This window comes from Deltaproteobacteria bacterium (assembly GCA_016709225.1).
GTDB lineage: Bacteria > Myxococcota_A > Polyangia > Nannocystales > Nannocystaceae > Xiheibacterium > Xiheibacterium phototrophicum.
This window is the reverse complement of the sequence record JADJEE010000012.1, coordinates 2,311,667-2,327,802: the sequence shown is the minus strand read 5'-3', so window position 1 is coordinate 2,327,802 and position 16,136 is coordinate 2,311,667. Positions and strand designations below refer to the sequence as shown.

The window sequence follows — 16,136 nt, the reverse complement described above, 5'->3', positions numbered from 1 at the left end:
GCCGTGAACGCCGATGAATCACGAGCCGAGCTGATCTCCCGCGCCAAGTCGGCGCTCGATCGACACTCGAGCGACGTCGACGGGGCCCACCGCCGCTTCCTCGCGCGGCTCGAGGCCGAGGCCGACCAGGGCACCTGGCGACCGCGCCGCGAGTTCGGCCCGTTCGTGCGGCAGTGGCTGCGCGTGATGGTGCTCGGCGCGCTCGCGGTCGGGCTGGTCACCGTGTCGTGGGCCCACTGCCCGATGTACGAGCTGAGCGTGGCCGACCCCGACGCGCGACCGAAGCACGAGGAGGAGCTGCCGCTGTACGACTGGCCCGGCTACCAGAAGAACGCCTCGCAGCCCGATGGGAGCCCGCCGGCGGGCGGCGACTCGCCCGTACGCAGCGAGATGACGGACGCCCAGGCGGCCTGCGTGCTCGCGTGCACGCGGGCGCCCTGTGCCTGCGATGATCCGAACCTCGCGGTCGGTCCCGACGGCTCGATTCAGACCGCCAAGTGACGAGACGAACATGTCGCCGTCGCCGGCGTCGCCGAACGGATCGTCGTCCCACGTCGCTACGCGCATGCGCCAGCCGTCGCGTGTCCGTCGCGGATGCACCAGCTCGCGATGGACACGCGTGGAGCGTCGGCCGACGTGTGCTCGAACTCGACGGTGCACCACTCGGGTCTGGCCGGCAGCGGCGCGCGGGCGAACGAAATGCCGTGTCCGTGGACCGATTCGCCGGCGGCGAGGTGATCGATCTGTGTGAGCGCGTCCGCCGAGGCTTCGATCACCTTGCCGTCGACGATGCACGAGATCCTGGCGTTCACGCTCGCGCGTTCGAGCTGGTTCGTGTTGGCCGTGACGACGAAGTAGAACGGTACCGCGTAGCCGCTGCCGTGAATGCGCGCGCCGCTCGAGACGAGCGCGGGGATCGACGCCGGCAGGCGCTCGTCGATCGCGGTGCGCGGCAGTCGCTCGGCCGGACACGAGCCCTCGACGATCGCATCGGGCTGCCAGCACGCGGTCGCGAGCCGAACCGGCGTGATGTCGACGCTCGGGCCCGGACGCATGCTGCCGGCGAACGCGGAGAACTCGCAGGCGCTGGGCAACCCCGGTGCGGCGGCGGAGGGCAGGTACTGCGCCGAGAACTCGCGACTCTCGCCGACGGGGGTGTGGCCGATGCTGCCGTTCCACGTCAAGGGTTGGGCGATGGTGAAATCGCCGACGCGGCATGTCGCCGTGGTGGCGATCTGCAGGATCTCGGGTGGTGTCTCTTCGACGCGCACCTCGAACACGCCCGACGCGCTGTCCTTCGGGATGTCGCTCGTGATGGTCTCGGTCGATGATGTGAGGCCAAGGATCGTCGACATCCTGCCGCTCACCTTCACGGCGCGCACCGTCGTGCCGCTGGGCTGCTCCTTCAGCGCCACGGGGCCGACCCCGGTCGAATTGCAGGCAACGAGCAAGAGCCACGGAGTCGACGAACGCCTCACGGACGGTACGTTCCCCCACCTGCCCTCCGGTTTAACCATCGCCCGAGCCGGTGCGGCCCGACGGCTCGATTCAGATCGCCAGGTGACACACGAAGATGTCGCCGTCGCCGGCGTCGCCGAACTGCGTACCCACCACGCTCGGCGTGCCCTCGGAGTCGAGCGCGAGGTCGCTGACCTGCGAGATGCCGCCGACCGCGGCCTCGAATGTCGTGGTCCAGAGCGTGTCGCCGTCGCCCTCGAGGCGCGCGGCGAAGCCGACCCAGTTGGTGTTGCTGTTGCGCAGGGTGCCGGCCGCGACGATGCGATCGTCGGCGTCGACGGCGACGCCGGCGGCGAAATCGTCGAGGTTCGCGTCGCCGTTCCAGTCGACGCTCCACAGCACGGTGGTGCCGTCGGGGGCCAGTCGCGTGGCCGCGAGGTTGTCGCCCTGGCCGTTCACGAAGCGGGTGCCGACCACGACGAGATCGCCGTTGCCTGCGACGGCGATGCCGGCCAGCGGGGTGAGCCCGGTGGCGTCGAGCGCGTTGGTGCCGTCGCTGGCGCTGCGGTGGTGGATGAAGCCCTGCGAGCCGCTCACGCCGGCGAGATAGACGTCGTCGAGCGGATCGGCGGCCGCGCCGACGTAGAGCGAGAAGTTGGCGGGGCCCTGCGCGACCGAGGTCGTCCACAGCTCACCGCCGAAGCTCGACAGCCGCGCCGCCACCGAACGCGACACGCCCATGAAGAAGCCCGACCCGGCCCAGTACATCCCGCCGGGCGCGACCGTGAGCACGTGCGGCTCGAGCGAGCTGGCGCCCGAGACCGTCAACACCTGGTTGGTCGACAGCGTGCCGTCGGACAGGATCCGCAGCAGTCGCACGCCACCGTCGGAGGCGAGCACGTAGGCGGCGTCGTTGGAGCCGTCATACGCGATGTCGACGCCGCGCTCGTAGCCGCCGCCGGAGAGATCGTACAGCTGCACGAACTGCTCGGTGCCGTCTTGCGCCCAGGCGCCGACCCACACGTCCTCGTCGGCGCCGTCGCGGAAGAGCGTGCCGGTCGCGAGGATGTTGCCGACGTTGTCGGTGGTGATGCCCTCGCCGACGTCTTCATCGAAGTCGCCGTCGGTGATGCACCACAGCAGCCGTCCCGAGGGCAGGCAGTCGGCGTTGCAGCCGTTGCCATCGATGGCGTCGCCGTCGTCGCACGCTTCGCCGTCGTCGAGGTTGCCGTCGCCACAGAAGGGCTCGGCGGGCCCGGTCGAGTCGCCCTGCGTGGTGTCGGCCGCGGTCGTCGTGTCCGCGGTGGTCATGGGGTCGGTGCTGCTCGCGGTCGTCGCGTCGGTCGCACTCGACGCGGTGGTCGAGGCCGACGCCGAGGCGGAGGTCTCGATGCTGCCATCGGTGGCGCTGCCGCTGGTGCCATCGCCACCGCTGGTGTCGTCGTTGGTCGACTTGGTGGGATCGAAGCACGCCGTGACGAGCGCGGTGATGGGGACCAACCAACGAAGCGAGGGCATGGCTGGATGGTCCACCCATGCCCTCGTGTGGGGCAAGCCTACGCGCGAGCGAGGACTCGCACGCGCCCGCCTGGGCAGGTCCTGGGCTACCGATCGCGGCGACGGCGTCGTAGCGCGATCGCGCCGAGCAGCAGCAGCACGCCCGAGGTGGATCCACCGCTGTTGCAGCCGCAGCCCGAGCCGCTGTCGTCGTTCTCGCCCGCGGTGTCGCTGCCGCTCGAATCGCCACCCGAGGCCGAGCCGCCCGAGGCCGAGCCGCCCGAGGTGTCGGCATTGTCACCGCAGGTGGTCGCGGGATAGCCGAGCGCGCAGTTGTACGTGTCGAGCTGGCCTTGGATCGAGGTGCGGTTGTCGACGATCGCGATCGGTGCGCCGTTGGCCGGCGTCGTCGCGATCTCTTCGACGTAGGGCATCTCGTCGCCGAAGTCCGGCCATGCGCCGTCGTCGGGCACCAGCACCTCCTTGCCATCGGGCAGGGTCCACAGCGCATCGCCGTTGCAGAAGATGCGACGCGTCGCGAGCGAGGCCGTGAGGTCGACCGGCGGGAGGTCCGGGTTCTGCCAGAAGAACGGATCTTCGGTCATCTCGGCGGGCGAGATGGTCGTGTACATGCGCGTGAGCGTGGGGAACTCCGCCAGCAGATCGGCGGCGTGCTGCCCCGGCGCGACGATGCGCTCCTGCATCGCGGTCGAGAAGCCGGAGCCGTCGCCCCACGCCATCGTGTCGATCATCGCCTCGTTGCAGCTGAGGCAGCCGTAGAACTCGTCACGGCCGAGGCCGTCGGGCACCGGCAGGAACTGGGCGAGCAGGCCCTCGATGAGCGGATGGATGAAGACGCAGCCGTTGAACTCGTCGCAGAACATCAGGTTCTGCGACGACAGCGTGTCGACCACCGCGATGGGATCGAGGCCCTCGAACGCCGCGGGCGACCAGCTCGCGTCGAAGATCCCGCTCGGGTTCACGACCGACGACGGGCCGGCGTACTCGGTCACGAAGGCCTTGCCGTCGGCCCCGAACGCATCGACCGCGAGCGTGATGATCTCCTTGTAGTTGCTGGCGAAGTTGGGCCAGTCGAGCTCGAGCGGGTTCACGAGCACGTGCTTGTAGTTCTGCGGCACCACGCGGTCGTTGGCGAGGAAGAAGGTGCGGACCTCCATGTCCTCCTCGGCGGCGATCCGCGTCAGCCGCAGTGGCACGCAGGCCTCGTCGTTGGCGAAGCGCAGCGTGATGGGGTGGATCTCGCCGATCTCGGCGCCGTTGGTGAGCTTGAACGCAGCGAAGATGTAGTTCTCCGCCAGGTACTCGGCGAGGATCGGCTCGGCTGCCGCATCCTGCTGATAGCCGTTGTCGCCCAGCCAGGTCATGACCTCCTCGGCGGTACCACCCTGCAGCACGGTGATCTCGAACGCGCCGACGGTCTCGTGCAGGATCACCTCGGGGCCGGTCTCGCCGCCGGTTTCATCACCCGCGCTCGTGCCACCTGGATCGCCGCCGCCGTCGCCACCCGTGAGACCGCTGGAGTTGCCCTGGTCGCCGCAGCTGTCGAACGTGTAGTTGAAGCCGTAGGCCGGCACGGTGCTGGCGAGCACGTTCGTGAACAGGGTCTGCGAGCCGACCGAGAACTCCGGCAGCGCCGTCATGGGCACCACCCACGCGAACTTCGCGGCTTCGGTGTTGGGGTCGTACTGGATCTGGATGTGGGCCTCGGTGTAGCCCTCACCCATCGCGAACAGGATGTTCTCGCCGGTCTGCGGCACGGGCATCGCGTTCGGCCCGGTGTCGCAGAACGTGCCGCCACAGGCCTCGGCCTCGCGGGGCATCGCGAGGAGAGCAGCTGCGATCACACTGGAAAACAATGCTGCGCGCTTCATCAAATCCAACCTTTCCATCCATCCAAAGGGCAGGCCCATCGACATGGGCACCAAGACGACGCTCGCCGCGCGGGGTCGAACACGACCCAAGACGACATCCACCGCGACGAACCGGGAGAGCATGTCAGCTCGACGCGGGCTCCGCAAGTCCCGCCACCCCGCAGCGTGTGCGGTGTTCGTTCGGATCGGCGCGCAGTCGGCCCCGCCGGCCCGTCCGCGGCCGCTCAGCCTCGCACCCGCGCGAGCGCGAGCGAAGCGGCCTGGCGCAGCTCGGGCTCGCTCTCGCGCTCGACCAGCGCCGTCAGCTTCTGCGCCGCCGCGGTGCGCGACGCCGCCGCCGGCTTGGCGGCGTTGACCCACCACAGATACACGTGCAGGCGCACGCGTGCGCGCGCATCGTCGAGGGCAGCGAGCGCCTGCGCGGCGGCGTCACCCGAGCTGTCGCCGAGCCAAGGGAACTCGCGGTGGATCGCGGCGCGCTGCTGCGCCTGCGCGACCGCCTCGTGCACCAGCCGCGCCCGCGTTCGCAGCTTGACCTTCGGCTCGTTCGCCGCGAGTTCGGCGAGCCGCGTGACTGCGGCATCGCCCTGCACCCCGAGGCCGTCGGCCCCGAGCGCGTAGATCAGATTGCACGCCAGCAGCCGCACGTCCGCGTTCGCGTGCGCGAGCGCTTCGACGATGCCCCGCACGGCGGCTGCGTCGGCGCCCTCGATGCGCTCGGTCCAGTCCTCGTCCTGGTCCATGTGCTGCTTCCACTGCTCGACGGTGAAGCCGGCGAGCATCACATCGGCGGCCTCGGAGGGCTTCTTGGTGGGCATGCCCGTGCATCGTAGCAGCCGCGCGGCCGGCATAGCAGCGACACGGCCCGCCTGAGGTCCGCTACCATCGCGCCCGCGCATGCCCAAGTTCCAGCCCTACGTCGCCGACGAGAGCAACGTCGCCGAGTTCACGCCCAAGGCCATCGTGATCGGTGCGCTGTTCGGCATCATCTTTGGCGCCTCGACGGTGTACCTGGCGCTCAAGGCCGGCCTCACGGTCAGTGCGTCGATCCCGATCGCGGTGCTTTCGATCTCGCTGCTCAAGCGCCTGGGCGGCTCGACCATCCTCGAGAACAACGTCGTGCAGACCATCGGCTCCGCGGGCGAGTCGGTCGCGGCCGGCGTGGTGTTCACGCTGCCGGGCTTCCTGTTCCTCAGCCGCGACGAGACCGGCAACTCGATCGGCGAGCCGTTCTTCAGCTACTGGACCATCTTCACCCTCGCGCTGCTGGGCGGCGTGCTGGGCGTGTTGATGATGATCCCGCTGCGGCGCGCGCTCATCGTCAACGAGCACGAGACGCTGCCGTACCCCGAGGGCACCGCCTGCGCCGGCGTGCTCATCGCGGGCGAGAAGGGCGGCCGCCTGGCCGCGATCGCCTATCAGGGCCTCGGCTTTGCCTTCGTCTATGCGATCGCGCAGAAGGTGCTGGGCGTCATCGCCGAGACCCCGACGTGGGTCAGCTCGATGAAGAGCAAGGTGTTCCCGGCGGCGACGGTGGCCGGCGACATCACGCCCGAGTACATGGGCGTGGGCTTCATCCTCGGCGCCCGCAGCACCGGCATGCTGGTCGCCGGCGGCGTGCTCGCGTGGCTCGGCATGATCCCGCTGTTGGCCACGCTGGTGCCTGGCGAGACCATCGCCACGCAGCTCGTGAAGATCGGCTACGAGCCGGGTCGCTTCGGCTATGACCCGGCGACCCACGACTTTGCGCAGCTCAACGTCGCGATCTACTTCGCGTACATCCGCCAGATCGGCGCTGGCGCGGTCGCGGCCGGCGGCTTCATCACCCTGCTCAAGACCCTGCCGACCATCGTCGGCGCGGTGCGGGGCAGCCTCGGCTCGGTGAAGGCCAAGGGCGAGCTGCCGCCGGCGGCCCGTCGCACCGAGCGCGACCTACCGATGTCGGTGGTCGTCGGCGGCAGCGTCGGACTGGCGGTGATCGTCGCGCTGTTGCCGTTCATCCCCGGCGACGGCATCGGCAGCAAGCTGCTGCTGGGCGTCTTGATGGTGGTGTTCGGCTTCTTCTTCGTGACGGTGTCGAGCCGCATCGTCGGCCTCATCGGCAGCTCGAACAACCCCATCAGCGGCATGACCATCGCCACGTTGATGGCGACGTGTCTCATCTTCGCGGGCCTGGGCTGGACGGGCGACGTCTACCAGCCGATGGCCCTCTGCGTGGGCGGCATGGTCTGCATCGCCGCCGCGAACGCGGGGGCCACGTCACAGGACCTGAAGACCGGCTACCTCGTCGGCGCCACCCCGCGCGCACAGCAGATCGGCCTCCTCATCGGCGTGGTCGCGGCCGCATTCGTCATCGGCGCCACCGTGCAGCTGCTCGACAATGCCCATGTCGATCCCGAGACCGGCAAGGTCGTGCACGCGATCGGTGAGACCTTCAGCGCCCCGCAGGGCACGCTGATGGCCACGCTCATCAAGGGCCTGCTGTCGTTCAACCTCGACTGGCAGTTCGTGCTGGTCGGCGTCTTCCTGGCGATCACCGTCGAGCTGTGCGGGGTCTCGGCGCTGGCGTTCGCGGTCGGGGCCTACCTGCCGCTGGCGACCACGCTGCCGATCTTCGCCGGTGGCGTGGTGCGCTACGTCGCCGATCGCGGCAAGCCCAAGCCGGCCGCGGCCGAGGACAAGGACGAGAAGCTGGCCGAGGCCGAGGAGGAATTCGGCCCCGGCAATCTCTACTCCACCGGCCTGGTCGCCGGCGGTGCGCTCGCCGGGGTGCTGTACGCGATCGCGGCCGCGCGCATGGGCGACACGCTCGGCAGCCTGTCGCTGCACGAGACGCTGGTCGGTGTGCTCGGACCCGGCGGCTACGATCTGCTCGGCGTGGGTTGCTTCGCGCTGATGGCATGGATGCTCATCCGCACCACCCGCAAGGGCTGATCGCGACGACGAACGTGGTGCCCGGCGTCATCGGCCGGCGCCGGCAAGAACGGCGCGCCCACGACATGACGCCGCGGCGAGCTCACTCGCCGCAGGTGTTCTCGATCGAGTAGGCGCCGTTGCAGTACTTGCCGTTGAGGGGCCACAGCTCCCCCTGCGCGTCGACATAGGGCGTGTTGTCGGGGTCGAACGCGAACATGCAGAAGTCGCATGCGTCGCCGATGCCGTCGAAGTCCTGGTCGAGCTGCGGTAGCTCGCAGCGAAAGCCCCAGAAGTCGTCGACGCTGGCGACCTCGGCGAGCGAGAGCGGGGCGACCGACCAGGCCGGCTGGCCGTCCAACAGCGCTTCGCACCCCGGCGGGGCCTCGAGCACGCCGGGTCGCGCCGCGACGCTTGCCGGCAGTCGACGGCACAGGCCCGCCGCCACGTCGGCGTCGCTGCACTCCAGCTTGATCGGTCGACCGTCGGGATCGCTCAACGGACGGCCGGTCGCGACCAACGCCAGCGTGCCGTCTCCGAGCGCCTGCAGCTGGGCAGCGCAGCACAGGCCCTCGGCCGCGAGCGCATAGAACCCGCTCGGCGGCGAGTCGGGGTGGACGCCGCACTCGGCCGTGGCCTCGCAAGCGTTGCCGACGAAGTCACCGTCTTGGTCGTCCTGCTGGAGCCCACCGTCGACGAGCTGTTCGGGGTTGCTCGCGGTCGCACAGGTGTCGCACGCGTCGCCGATGCCATCGCCGTCGTGATCGGGATGATTGCAGACACCCTGACTCTCGCCCACGCGTGGCTCGCACTGCGAGCCCGAGGGGCAGTCACCGTCGCCGTCGCAGAGCGTGTCGTCGTCGACGACGAGCGGCAGGCGAGCACAGGCGTCGACGCCGTTGGCGAGGCCGTCTTGATCGAAGTCGTCGTCGGGCCCGAGCCCCACCGCTGCGACCGCGAGTGCGCCGACCACCAGGCCCTGACAGGCATCGCCGACGCCATCGCGATCGGCGTCGGCCTGGCACTGCGTGGTGTCGTCGCGATCGATCGGATCGCCGACCTGCCAGGGTGCGGCGCCGTCGTAGTCGCCGCAGTTGGGCACCGCCACGCAGTTGTCGCAGGCATCACCGACGCCATCGCCGTCGAGATCGCCGAGGTCGGGCACGTTGCGAAATCGCAGCCCGTCCGGCAGCGTGACGTCGACCGCACCCTCGTAGTGGTCGACGGTCGACGGGCAGCTGTCGCACGCGTTGCCGATGCCGTCGCGGTCGCTGTCGGCACTGGGGTCGCTGGTGATGGTCTGGCACAGATCGGCGACGTCGCCGATGCCGTCGGCGTCGAGGTCCTCTTGGCCCGGATTCGTGATGTCCGGCGCGTTGTCGCAGGCGAGGCGCACCTGGTCGAGGTCGGCATCCTCGACGCAGCGCGGCGGCGGGGCGGCCGGATCGCCGCAGGCGAAGTCGCCACCGGTGTCGTCGCCAGGGCCGGTGTCCGTGGTCGTGGTCGTCGGGTCGGTGCCCGACGCGGTGGGCTCGCCCGCCGTCGACCCGTCGTCGGCGAGTTGGCCGAGGTTCTTGTCGGGCAGGCCGCACGCGAGCACGCACAGCACGGTGATGCTCGGCATCCGAAGGCCAGGGATCAGGAGCATTCGCTTCGTCGTCATCAATGGTGGGTTCGGTCGTCGTCGTCGTTTCCGTCATCCGAAGTGACGGGCGTCGGTCACTCGCACGCTGCGTTCACTTCGCCCAGCAGCGATGCCGTCGGGTGTGCCTGTGCGAAGGCGCGTGCCCGCTTGCCGGCGTCGCCACGCCCGAGCCGACACGCGACGATCGCTCGATAGGCCTCGCGCTCGGGCGCGAGTGCACCGTCGGGAAACTGCTGCGCGTGACGGGCCAGCGGCGCGTCGGCGTCGGCGTGGCGCCCGGCGGCGATCGCCTCGCGAGCGCTGCGCACGAGCGCGAGCTCTTGCTGCAGTGCGTCGGCCGGTGCCATCGCTACCGCAACGGCCTCGCCGCCGCGCGACGGCGCCGACGTACTGCCGGGGGCGCGCGCGGTCGTTCGCGTGGTCGGTGTCGCCTGCGGGGCCAGCGTCGGTGTCACCGGTGCGAGCGAGGGCGAGGTCGCGGGTGCCGGCGGCTCGACGACGCGACGCGACGGTATCGGCGCGTCACCGCGAGGCACTTCGGTCGCCGTCGCCACGCGCGTCGGCAGCTCGGCGGGCGTCGGCGACAAGGCGCGAGCGCCCAGGTGCAGCCCACCCAAGGCCGTGACCGCGAGACCGACGGAGATCGCCGCCGACTTCGCGAACAACACCACCGCTGCGGCCGCGCGCGGAGCCTCGCGCGGCGACGCAGCAGCCGGCTCCTGGGCGACCGGGCGCACCTGGGCGAGGCGACGCAGCAGACCCGCGCGCACGCGCTCGGCATCGGCCGCGGTGGGCGTGAGCGAGCGGGCGAAGGCCTCCCAGTACACCTCTTGCTGCCGGGCTGCGTCGTGTTCCCGCGTCATCGTGTCGACTCCGTATCCCGTCGTTCGTGCCGTGCGACCGCGCGCTCGAAGCGTGCGCGTGCGGTTCGCAGTCGCGAGTAGACCGTGTTGAGATTGATGCCGAGCGCGTCGGCGATCTCCGGCGCGGTGGCGCCCTCGAGCTGCGCGAGCAAGAACACCGCGCGATGGCCCTCGTCGAGCTGCTCGAGCATCGCGGCCACCACTGCCGCCCGCTCGCGCCACTGCATGGTCTCCTCGAGCGGCGCGGGCGACTGCACCAGCTGCAGCGGCGACTGCCTCGCGCCGCGCTCGTGATGACGGCGCGCCACGTTGCGCACGATGCCGAACAGCCACGCCCGCATCGGGCGCGTGGAGTCGAACGTGTGCAGTCGATCGTGGACCACGACGAAGACATCCTGCGCCGCGTCGTCGAGCGACGCCGTCGGCACGCCGAGCCCACGCAGGCTCCGCCACACGAACCCGAAGTGTTCGGCGTAGGCCGCCTCGAAGGCGGTCGTCGGGCCCGGGGTCGGGTCCGCGTCGTGGGGGGCGGCGCGCAAGCTCTCCTTCGCTCTTGCGGTATGACCCGCGAATCCGTCGAACGATCTCGCAATCGGTGGCCCCGTCACGGGACGCGGACCTCGATGCCGAGCAGGCCATGGGCGGAGAGGCCGCTGGGCGCCCAGATGCGGCCCAGGCCGCCGAGCGTGAAGCCCGGGCGCAGGACGTGGCCGCCGAGCTCGAGGCCGGCGACCAGCCGCACGCGTGGGCCGAGCACCACGCCGAGCTCGGGACCGGCGGCGAGGCGCAGCCACGGCTGGGCGCGGGTTCGCGGGAACAGCAGGCCGGGGCCCTGTGCGCTCGCGACCATGGTGCCGGCCGCCGCAACGCCGCAGATCGCCAGCGCGAGGCGGGGCGTCGGCAGCGGTACGACCGGGCACACCCGCGCGATCGCGGCCCAGGCATCGAACTGCAGGCGCACGTCGTCGTTCGGGCGCAGGCGTCCCCGCCCGACGAAGGCCCCGCCGACATCCGCGAGGACGCGCCGACGCGCGATGCCGATCGACAGCCGCGCGCCCGCATCGACATTGGGCACGAGGTTGCCCCCGACCACCGCGGCGGCGGCGAATCGCGCCTGCGTCCGACGCCCGCGCGCGGGCTCGGGCCTACGGGGGCCCGGCTGCCCCGCGGGCGGTGCATCGTCGCGCACGTCGTGCGGTGGCGGCTCGGTCTGCGTCGCGGGTTCGGTCGTCGGAACTGGCTCGGGTACCGTCGCCGGCGTGTCTGCCAGCGCGCTGCGACTCGGCAGCGACTCGGCGGTCACCTCTGCCAACAGCACCACGGCATCGACGATGCTCTGGCATGCCGGGCTCTCGAGCGTGCGCGTGGTGCTGCCGTGCGGGCCGGTGATCGCGACCTCGGCGTGCAGCATCGCGGCGTCGGTGGTGTGGATCTCGACCGTGACGGCGAGGGTGTCCAGGTCCACCCGTGGCGCGAGCTGACCGAGCACCGCGTCGCGATCGGGGCACGAGGGTGGCGCCGACCATCGCAGGCTCGTCGCCGTGGTCACGGGCTCCTCCGGCGCAGGCAGCTCGGGGCTGGGGCCTGCGAGGGTCGCGAGTGCGAGGGCGAGGGGCAGCATGCTCAGATCGTCGGGGCCACCGACGAGACATCGTCGCGGCTGCGCCGGGATTACACGCGCTCGCGCGAACGTGCGCAATCGCGGCGGTCCGCGGGCGGCCTCGCGGGCCGCGTCCGAAACGTGGGCTGCTCGCCGCCGCAACGCCACGTCGCCCCTCGGCACCGAGCACCGAGGGCGGCATCGACGGATGCGCCCCCTCGCGCACGCCGTCGCGGTACCGTCACCCTCGATGGATGCCGTGCGTCGACAGCTCCGCGATCACGCCGACGGTCTCGTGCGCACGCTGGCGCGGGTCGGCATCGAACTCGAGTACGATCACGCCGGGGTCGCCGCGGTCGATCGCTACATCGAAGCCAACCGGGCGCTGTGGTCCGCCGATGATTGCGATCGCATGGCGCTGGCGATCGGTGCATTCGTCGGCGAGTGCATGGTCGCGGTCTACGGCGGCCAGTGGCGCGAGGATGCCGAGCGTGGACCCGGCGTGCACCTGCCGGCGGCCGACATCACCGCGTTCCCGTTGACCAAGGCCGGCAAGCACATCCGCGGCGATCACAGCGACAGCGTCGCGTCGTTCTTCGATGTCGCCGGGGCGATCATCGCCAAGGGCGGCATCGATCGAATGTGACCTTCATGCCGCGCGGGCACGCTGCGCCAGCACCAGCGCGAGCCCACTGCTGCGCACCACCGTGGTCTCGCCGCTGTGGCGCGCGTAGCCGCCGACGCCGACGTCGGGCAGGCACGGCACGTCCGAGCTGGTGACGCGCCGCAGCGGACGTCCGGGGCGCACCGCCTGTCGCACGAAGGCATGGGCGACGTCGGTGGCCCGATCCGGGTCATGGCCGAACAGGTTCGCCTCGAGGTCGAAGAAGACAGGCGTGGAAACGGTGACGTCGGCGGCGGTCATGGCGGGTTGCCCCGTAGAAGGAGCAACCGTGGTGCCGCGTGACAAAGCGATGCGATCTCGACGCGGTGGCAATTCGGCCGCATGGACCATGTCGGGACGTTGACGCCCGAACTGCGGCCCGCGCGACGGATTCGACAAGACGCTGACGCGATCGAAGACGCTGCCGCCCGAGCGCCCCGGTGCACCTCGGCCCACACGCGCCGCGGATGCCAGCCGCCGGAACCTCGGCCCACCGACGGTGGACTGCAGCGGCTTCGACGATGCGGCGGCGCGGATGCTGACGCGCCCGACGAGCTGGCGGCCGAACGCGGGCACCACCGGCGCCCGTGCGGGCGCTGGCGCACGTGCCCATGGGATGCAGGGCGCTGATGCGCGCGGTCGGTGCGGGTCCTTGCCCACGCCTGCACGACGCCAGCCATGGCACCACGCGTGCAGCCGTGGATCCCCGCCGCCGCCTTCGATGTTCGTCGACTACCACCGATCCGTGTCCACGCTCGTCGTGTGGCAGTGGCGCGCCCTGGCGCTGTATGCCGCGTGCGCCGGCATCGTGGTGTTCCTCGAGGATGTGCTCACCGCGACATGGGTCGATCTGCCGGCGGTGCCGCTCACGGTCATCGGTGCAGCGATCGGGATCTTCGTCAGCTTCCGCACCAACTCCTGTTACGACCGCTGGTGGGAAGGCCGGAAGTTGTGGGGTCAGCTGGTCAACACCTCGCGCATGTTCGGGATTCAGGTGCTGGGCTACCCGGTGGGACCCGCCGATCGACTGCGACCGATCCTGCAACGCATCGTGCGTCGCCACATCGCCTACGTGCACGCGCTGCGCTGCTCCCTGCGCGAGCAGGACGCCACGCGTGACCCCGAGGTCGCGAGCTACGTCGAGCCGAGCGAGCTCGGGCGAATGACCGACGAACCCAACGTCAACGCTGCGCTGCTGAACCGCCAGCTCCGCGACCTCGCACGCCTGTGCCGCGCCGGCCACCTCGACGCCCGCGCGCTGCAGTCCCTCGACAGCTCGATCGCCACGCTGCTCGACGTCCAGGGCGGCTGCGAGCGCATCAAGAAGACCCCGTTCCCGCAGACCTACGAGTTCGTCGCGTCGCTGCTCATCGCCGCGTTCGCGGTGCTACTGCCGATGGGCATCGTCGAGGAAGCTGGATGGTTCGCAGTCCCGATCGCGGTGCTCGTCTGCTTCGCGTTCCGCGTGATCGACCAGGTCGGGACCATGCTCGAGGACCCGTTCTCGATGGCCCCCGCCGCCCTTCCGCTGAACGCGATCGCGACCAACATCGAGATCGAGCTGTGCAATCGACTCGGCGACTCCGATGCCCCCGAGCCGCCGACGCCCGACGACGACGGCGTGTTGATGTGAGCCGGTCGCGGTCGCGTGGGGCCGAATGGCGGGAATCTCAGCGTTTGGAGCCCGCATCGCTTTGACCAGTGCCCTTCGGGTGGGCCTCCTGCGGTGGGTCCAGGCCTCGATTGAGACGCGGCCCCGGCTTGTCGCCGTTACACCAGCGACGCACCGGCAGGTCCCAGTTCGGGGTCTTCCTGCCGATGAGTAGCTCGCAAGTGTTCACCCGAATCGCACACTGCCGTTGGATGCACAGGCAGCCGGTACCCGGGACATTGTAGTCGAGCGTCCCTCGAACGAGCATGTCGACCGGCCACATCATCTCGGGCTCGCGCTCGACCCCGCAGATGTAGGGATGGACCTCGCCCACCGGAATGCAGTCCGCGTCGACCTTGCACTGCGGATCGCGGACAGCGACGAATGGTTCCGGTGTCGCTCCGGCCTCCGCGCCCGTCGTCGCAGAGGCATGAGGCTCGTCGGGCAGCGACACGGTCGCGGGCAGTTCGACCCGCACGACCTCGGGTGGTGCGGAGGAAGGGACTTCGCGGTGACCGGCGCACGCGGCCAGCAGCGGGATCCGCATGAGCCATGGGCTCGCCCGCAGTTTCGTCGTCCGTCTCATTCGCGATCGATGCTCCCGGCCGTCCGACGGTTCGTGCATGACGGGAGACCTCCTGGCGCGCCTTCGCTTCGTAGCGAGCCACGGCGTGGCGGTTGCGTCAAGGCGTTCGGGATGGGCGCTCGCGGACGCGACGCCCGCCGCCACGATTCGGTTGCCGCGCGCGGCAGCGTGTTCGCCCCAGCTCGTCAGCAGCGTTCGGCGTAGTGGCGCACCACCGCGGCCAGTAGCGCGAGGCGTCGCCCCGCGCGACCGTGGGCGGGCGACGCGATCTCCGGCAGTGCGAGCGCGGTCGCGTCGCGTTCGAGGCTGCCCGCGCGTCGCTGCGTGAGGGTGCCGTGCACGCGACGAAGATCGACGTGGGGGTCGGGCCAGATGCCGCCGGTCGGTCGCAGCAATCGCATGCCGTGGCTGCCCCAGCTGCACACGACGTCGTGCTCGCGTACGAAGTCCCGCCAGCGTGCGACGAAGGACTCGACCGACTCGCCGCCCTCGATCGCGGCTTGCGACAGCTCGAGGTAGCTGGGGGTGTTGGGCGCCAGCGGTCCGCGGGGGGCGAGCACCGCCTCGAAGCGCTCGTCGGTCGCGGGGCGCCACGCGACCCAGTGCACCAGCTCGCCGATGCTGCCGCGGGGGCGCAGCGCGTGACCGTGGGGCCACGCGTTCGACTCCCCGACGATGCACAGTAGATCCGTCGCGCGCTCGCGCAGGATCGCGGGGCCGCGCGGCGACGGCCGCGTGGGTCGACGCCGCAGCTTGCGACGGCCAGCATGGACCCGACCGATGTGCTCGAGCTGCATGTCGACCATCGCGCGAAACGGCGTCATCAAGGCCTCGAACCGCGCCGGTGCGCCCTCGAGCGCACCGAGCACGTGCACGAGTGCTTCGATGGTCGAGACGAACTCGTCCTGCGGCTCGCGACGGATGCGGTACTCGCTGGGCTTGGGCGGCACGAAGCCGTAGCGGGGCAGGGACGCCAGCTGCGGGTTGTCGCGGATTAGCGTCTTGGCCTGCGACCAGGTGCCGTCGACCACCACCAGCGTGACCGGCCCCGTCGGCGGTTGCTGTACCACGTCGATGCTGTCGCGGCCGGGGTAGAGCAGGATCGGTGGTCGCGTGGGATCGCCGAGCGCGCGCGCGAGCGCGGGGTCGTCGGTGAAGTCGACACCGACGTGCAGCTCGGAGTTCGGCAGCGAGAGACTCGCCATGCGTGCGGTGCCGATCGCGACGTCGCGCTCGCGCGAGTGCTGCACCAACACCACGCGCGTGCGCGTGGGGATCGGCGTGATGAACCGGCACCAGCAGACCACCTGCGGCCGGCGGCAGCGCAGACACATCGCGCGGGGCTGCGGTGCGACGAGGTCCATCGG

General features: G+C 70.8%; 14 protein-coding genes and 1 pseudogene. 4 read left to right on the top strand and 11 right to left on the bottom strand.

The window, feature by feature from the left end; genetic code table 11:
- The first annotated feature begins 3 nt into the window (after window positions 1-3).
- Window positions 4-501 (top strand): hypothetical protein, encoded by a 498-nt coding sequence (locus IPH07_34645; protein ID MBK6922580.1) that lies wholly within the window; start codon window positions 4-6, stop codon window positions 499-501.
- 56 nt (window positions 502-557) lie between these two features.
- On the opposite strand, the gene IPH07_34640 is transcribed toward IPH07_34645, so the two are convergent.
- The 4 genes and pseudogenes from IPH07_34640 to IPH07_34625 all read right to left on the bottom strand — a co-directional run bounded on the left by IPH07_34640 (window position 558) and on the right by IPH07_34625 (window position 5,665).
- Window positions 558-1,355, bottom strand: coding sequence for a hypothetical protein (locus IPH07_34640; protein ID MBK6922579.1), 798 nt, complete (start codon window positions 1,353-1,355; stop codon window positions 558-560).
- 1,258 nt (window positions 1,356-2,613) lie between these two features.
- Window positions 2,614-2,976, bottom strand: a pseudogene (locus IPH07_34635) (hypothetical protein).
- Window positions 2,977-3,062: 86 nt separating this feature from the next.
- Window positions 3,063-4,847, bottom strand: a complete 1,785-nt coding sequence (locus tag IPH07_34630; protein MBK6922578.1) for a DUF2330 domain-containing protein — start codon at window positions 4,845-4,847, stop codon at window positions 3,063-3,065.
- A 224-nt stretch (window positions 4,848-5,071) separates the two neighbouring features.
- The gene (locus tag IPH07_34625) at window positions 5,072-5,665 is read right to left on the bottom strand and encodes a hypothetical protein (GenBank protein ID MBK6922577.1); all 594 of its coding nucleotides are present in this window, start codon (window positions 5,663-5,665) and stop codon (window positions 5,072-5,074) included.
- A gap of 79 nt (window positions 5,666-5,744) precedes the next feature.
- On the opposite strand from IPH07_34625, the gene IPH07_34620 reads away from it, so the two are divergent.
- Window positions 5,745-7,781, top strand: coding sequence for an oligopeptide transporter, OPT family (locus IPH07_34620; protein ID MBK6922576.1), 2,037 nt, complete (start codon window positions 5,745-5,747; stop codon window positions 7,779-7,781).
- A gap of 82 nt (window positions 7,782-7,863) precedes the next feature.
- Here the strand turns inward: IPH07_34620 and IPH07_34615 are convergent, their stop codons facing one another.
- From IPH07_34615 to IPH07_34600, 4 genes are all read right to left on the bottom strand, one after another.
- Window positions 7,864-9,408 (bottom strand): thrombospondin type 3 repeat-containing protein, encoded by a 1,545-nt coding sequence (locus tag IPH07_34615; protein ID MBK6922575.1) that lies wholly within the window; start codon window positions 9,406-9,408, stop codon window positions 7,864-7,866.
- Between the two features lie 71 nt (window positions 9,409-9,479).
- The gene (locus IPH07_34610) at window positions 9,480-10,268 is read right to left on the bottom strand and encodes a hypothetical protein (GenBank protein ID MBK6922574.1); all 789 of its coding nucleotides are present in this window, start codon (window positions 10,266-10,268) and stop codon (window positions 9,480-9,482) included.
- A complete protein-coding gene (locus tag IPH07_34605) occupies window positions 10,265-10,807 on the bottom strand; it encodes a sigma-70 family RNA polymerase sigma factor (GenBank protein MBK6922573.1) in 543 nt (180 codons plus the stop codon). The genes IPH07_34610 and IPH07_34605 overlap by 4 nt, the downstream gene beginning before the upstream one ends.
- A gap of 65 nt (window positions 10,808-10,872) precedes the next feature.
- Window positions 10,873-11,889, bottom strand: coding sequence for a hypothetical protein (locus tag IPH07_34600; GenBank protein MBK6922572.1), 1,017 nt, complete (start codon window positions 11,887-11,889; stop codon window positions 10,873-10,875).
- 229 nt (window positions 11,890-12,118) lie between these two features.
- Here IPH07_34600 and IPH07_34595 point away from each other — a divergent pair, with 229 nt between their 5' ends.
- Window positions 12,119-12,514: a hypothetical protein gene (locus IPH07_34595; protein ID MBK6922571.1), complete on the top strand. Its 396-nt coding sequence runs from the start codon at window positions 12,119-12,121 to the stop codon at window positions 12,512-12,514.
- Between the two features lie 3 nt (window positions 12,515-12,517).
- On the opposite strand, the gene IPH07_34590 is transcribed toward IPH07_34595, so the two are convergent.
- Window positions 12,518-13,111: a hypothetical protein gene (locus tag IPH07_34590; protein ID MBK6922570.1), complete on the bottom strand. Its 594-nt coding sequence runs from the start codon at window positions 13,109-13,111 to the stop codon at window positions 12,518-12,520.
- Between the two features lie 166 nt (window positions 13,112-13,277).
- Between IPH07_34590 and IPH07_34585 the strand changes: the two genes are divergently transcribed.
- Window positions 13,278-14,165 carry a bestrophin family protein gene (locus IPH07_34585; protein ID MBK6922569.1) on the top strand — a complete coding sequence of 296 codons (888 nt, stop codon included), beginning with the start codon at window positions 13,278-13,280 and terminating at the stop codon, window positions 14,163-14,165.
- Between the two features lie 37 nt (window positions 14,166-14,202).
- Here the strand turns inward: IPH07_34585 and IPH07_34580 are convergent, their stop codons facing one another.
- Both IPH07_34580 and IPH07_34575 read right to left on the bottom strand, forming a co-directional pair.
- Entirely contained in the window at window positions 14,203-14,730 is a 528-nt protein-coding gene (locus IPH07_34580; protein MBK6922568.1) for a hypothetical protein, read from the bottom strand.
- A 224-nt stretch (window positions 14,731-14,954) separates the two neighbouring features.
- The gene (locus IPH07_34575) at window positions 14,955-16,133 is read right to left on the bottom strand and encodes a DTW domain-containing protein (GenBank protein MBK6922567.1); all 1,179 of its coding nucleotides are present in this window, start codon (window positions 16,131-16,133) and stop codon (window positions 14,955-14,957) included.
- Window positions 16,134-16,136 lie beyond the last annotated feature (3 nt).

Bases quoted from the DNA above. Each gene is read 5' to 3' on its own strand.
- IPH07_34640 (MBK6922579.1), bottom strand. From the start codon at position 1,355: ATGTCGACGATCCTTGGCCTCACATCATCGACCGAGACCATCACGAGC.
- IPH07_34630 (MBK6922578.1), bottom strand. From the start codon at position 4,847: ATGAAGCGCGCAGCATTGTTTTCCAGTGTGATCGCAGCTGCTCTCCTC.
- IPH07_34625 (MBK6922577.1), bottom strand. From the start codon at position 5,665: ATGCCCACCAAGAAGCCCTCCGAGGCCGCCGATGTGATGCTCGCCGGC.
- IPH07_34620 (MBK6922576.1), top strand. From the start codon at position 5,745: ATGCCCAAGTTCCAGCCCTACGTCGCCGACGAGAGCAACGTCGCCGAG.
- IPH07_34615 (MBK6922575.1), bottom strand. From the start codon at position 9,408: ATGCTCCTGATCCCTGGCCTTCGGATGCCGAGCATCACCGTGCTGTGC.
- IPH07_34610 (MBK6922574.1), bottom strand. From the start codon at position 10,268: ATGACGCGGGAACACGACGCAGCCCGGCAGCAAGAGGTGTACTGGGAG.
- IPH07_34600 (MBK6922572.1), bottom strand. From the start codon at position 11,889: ATGCTGCCCCTCGCCCTCGCACTCGCGACCCTCGCAGGCCCCAGCCCC.
- IPH07_34595 (MBK6922571.1), top strand. From the start codon at position 12,119: ATGGATGCCGTGCGTCGACAGCTCCGCGATCACGCCGACGGTCTCGTG.
- IPH07_34580 (MBK6922568.1), bottom strand. From the start codon at position 14,730: ATGCGGATCCCGCTGCTGGCCGCGTGCGCCGGTCACCGCGAAGTCCCT.
- IPH07_34575 (MBK6922567.1), bottom strand. From the start codon at position 16,133: ATGGACCTCGTCGCACCGCAGCCCCGCGCGATGTGTCTGCGCTGCCGC.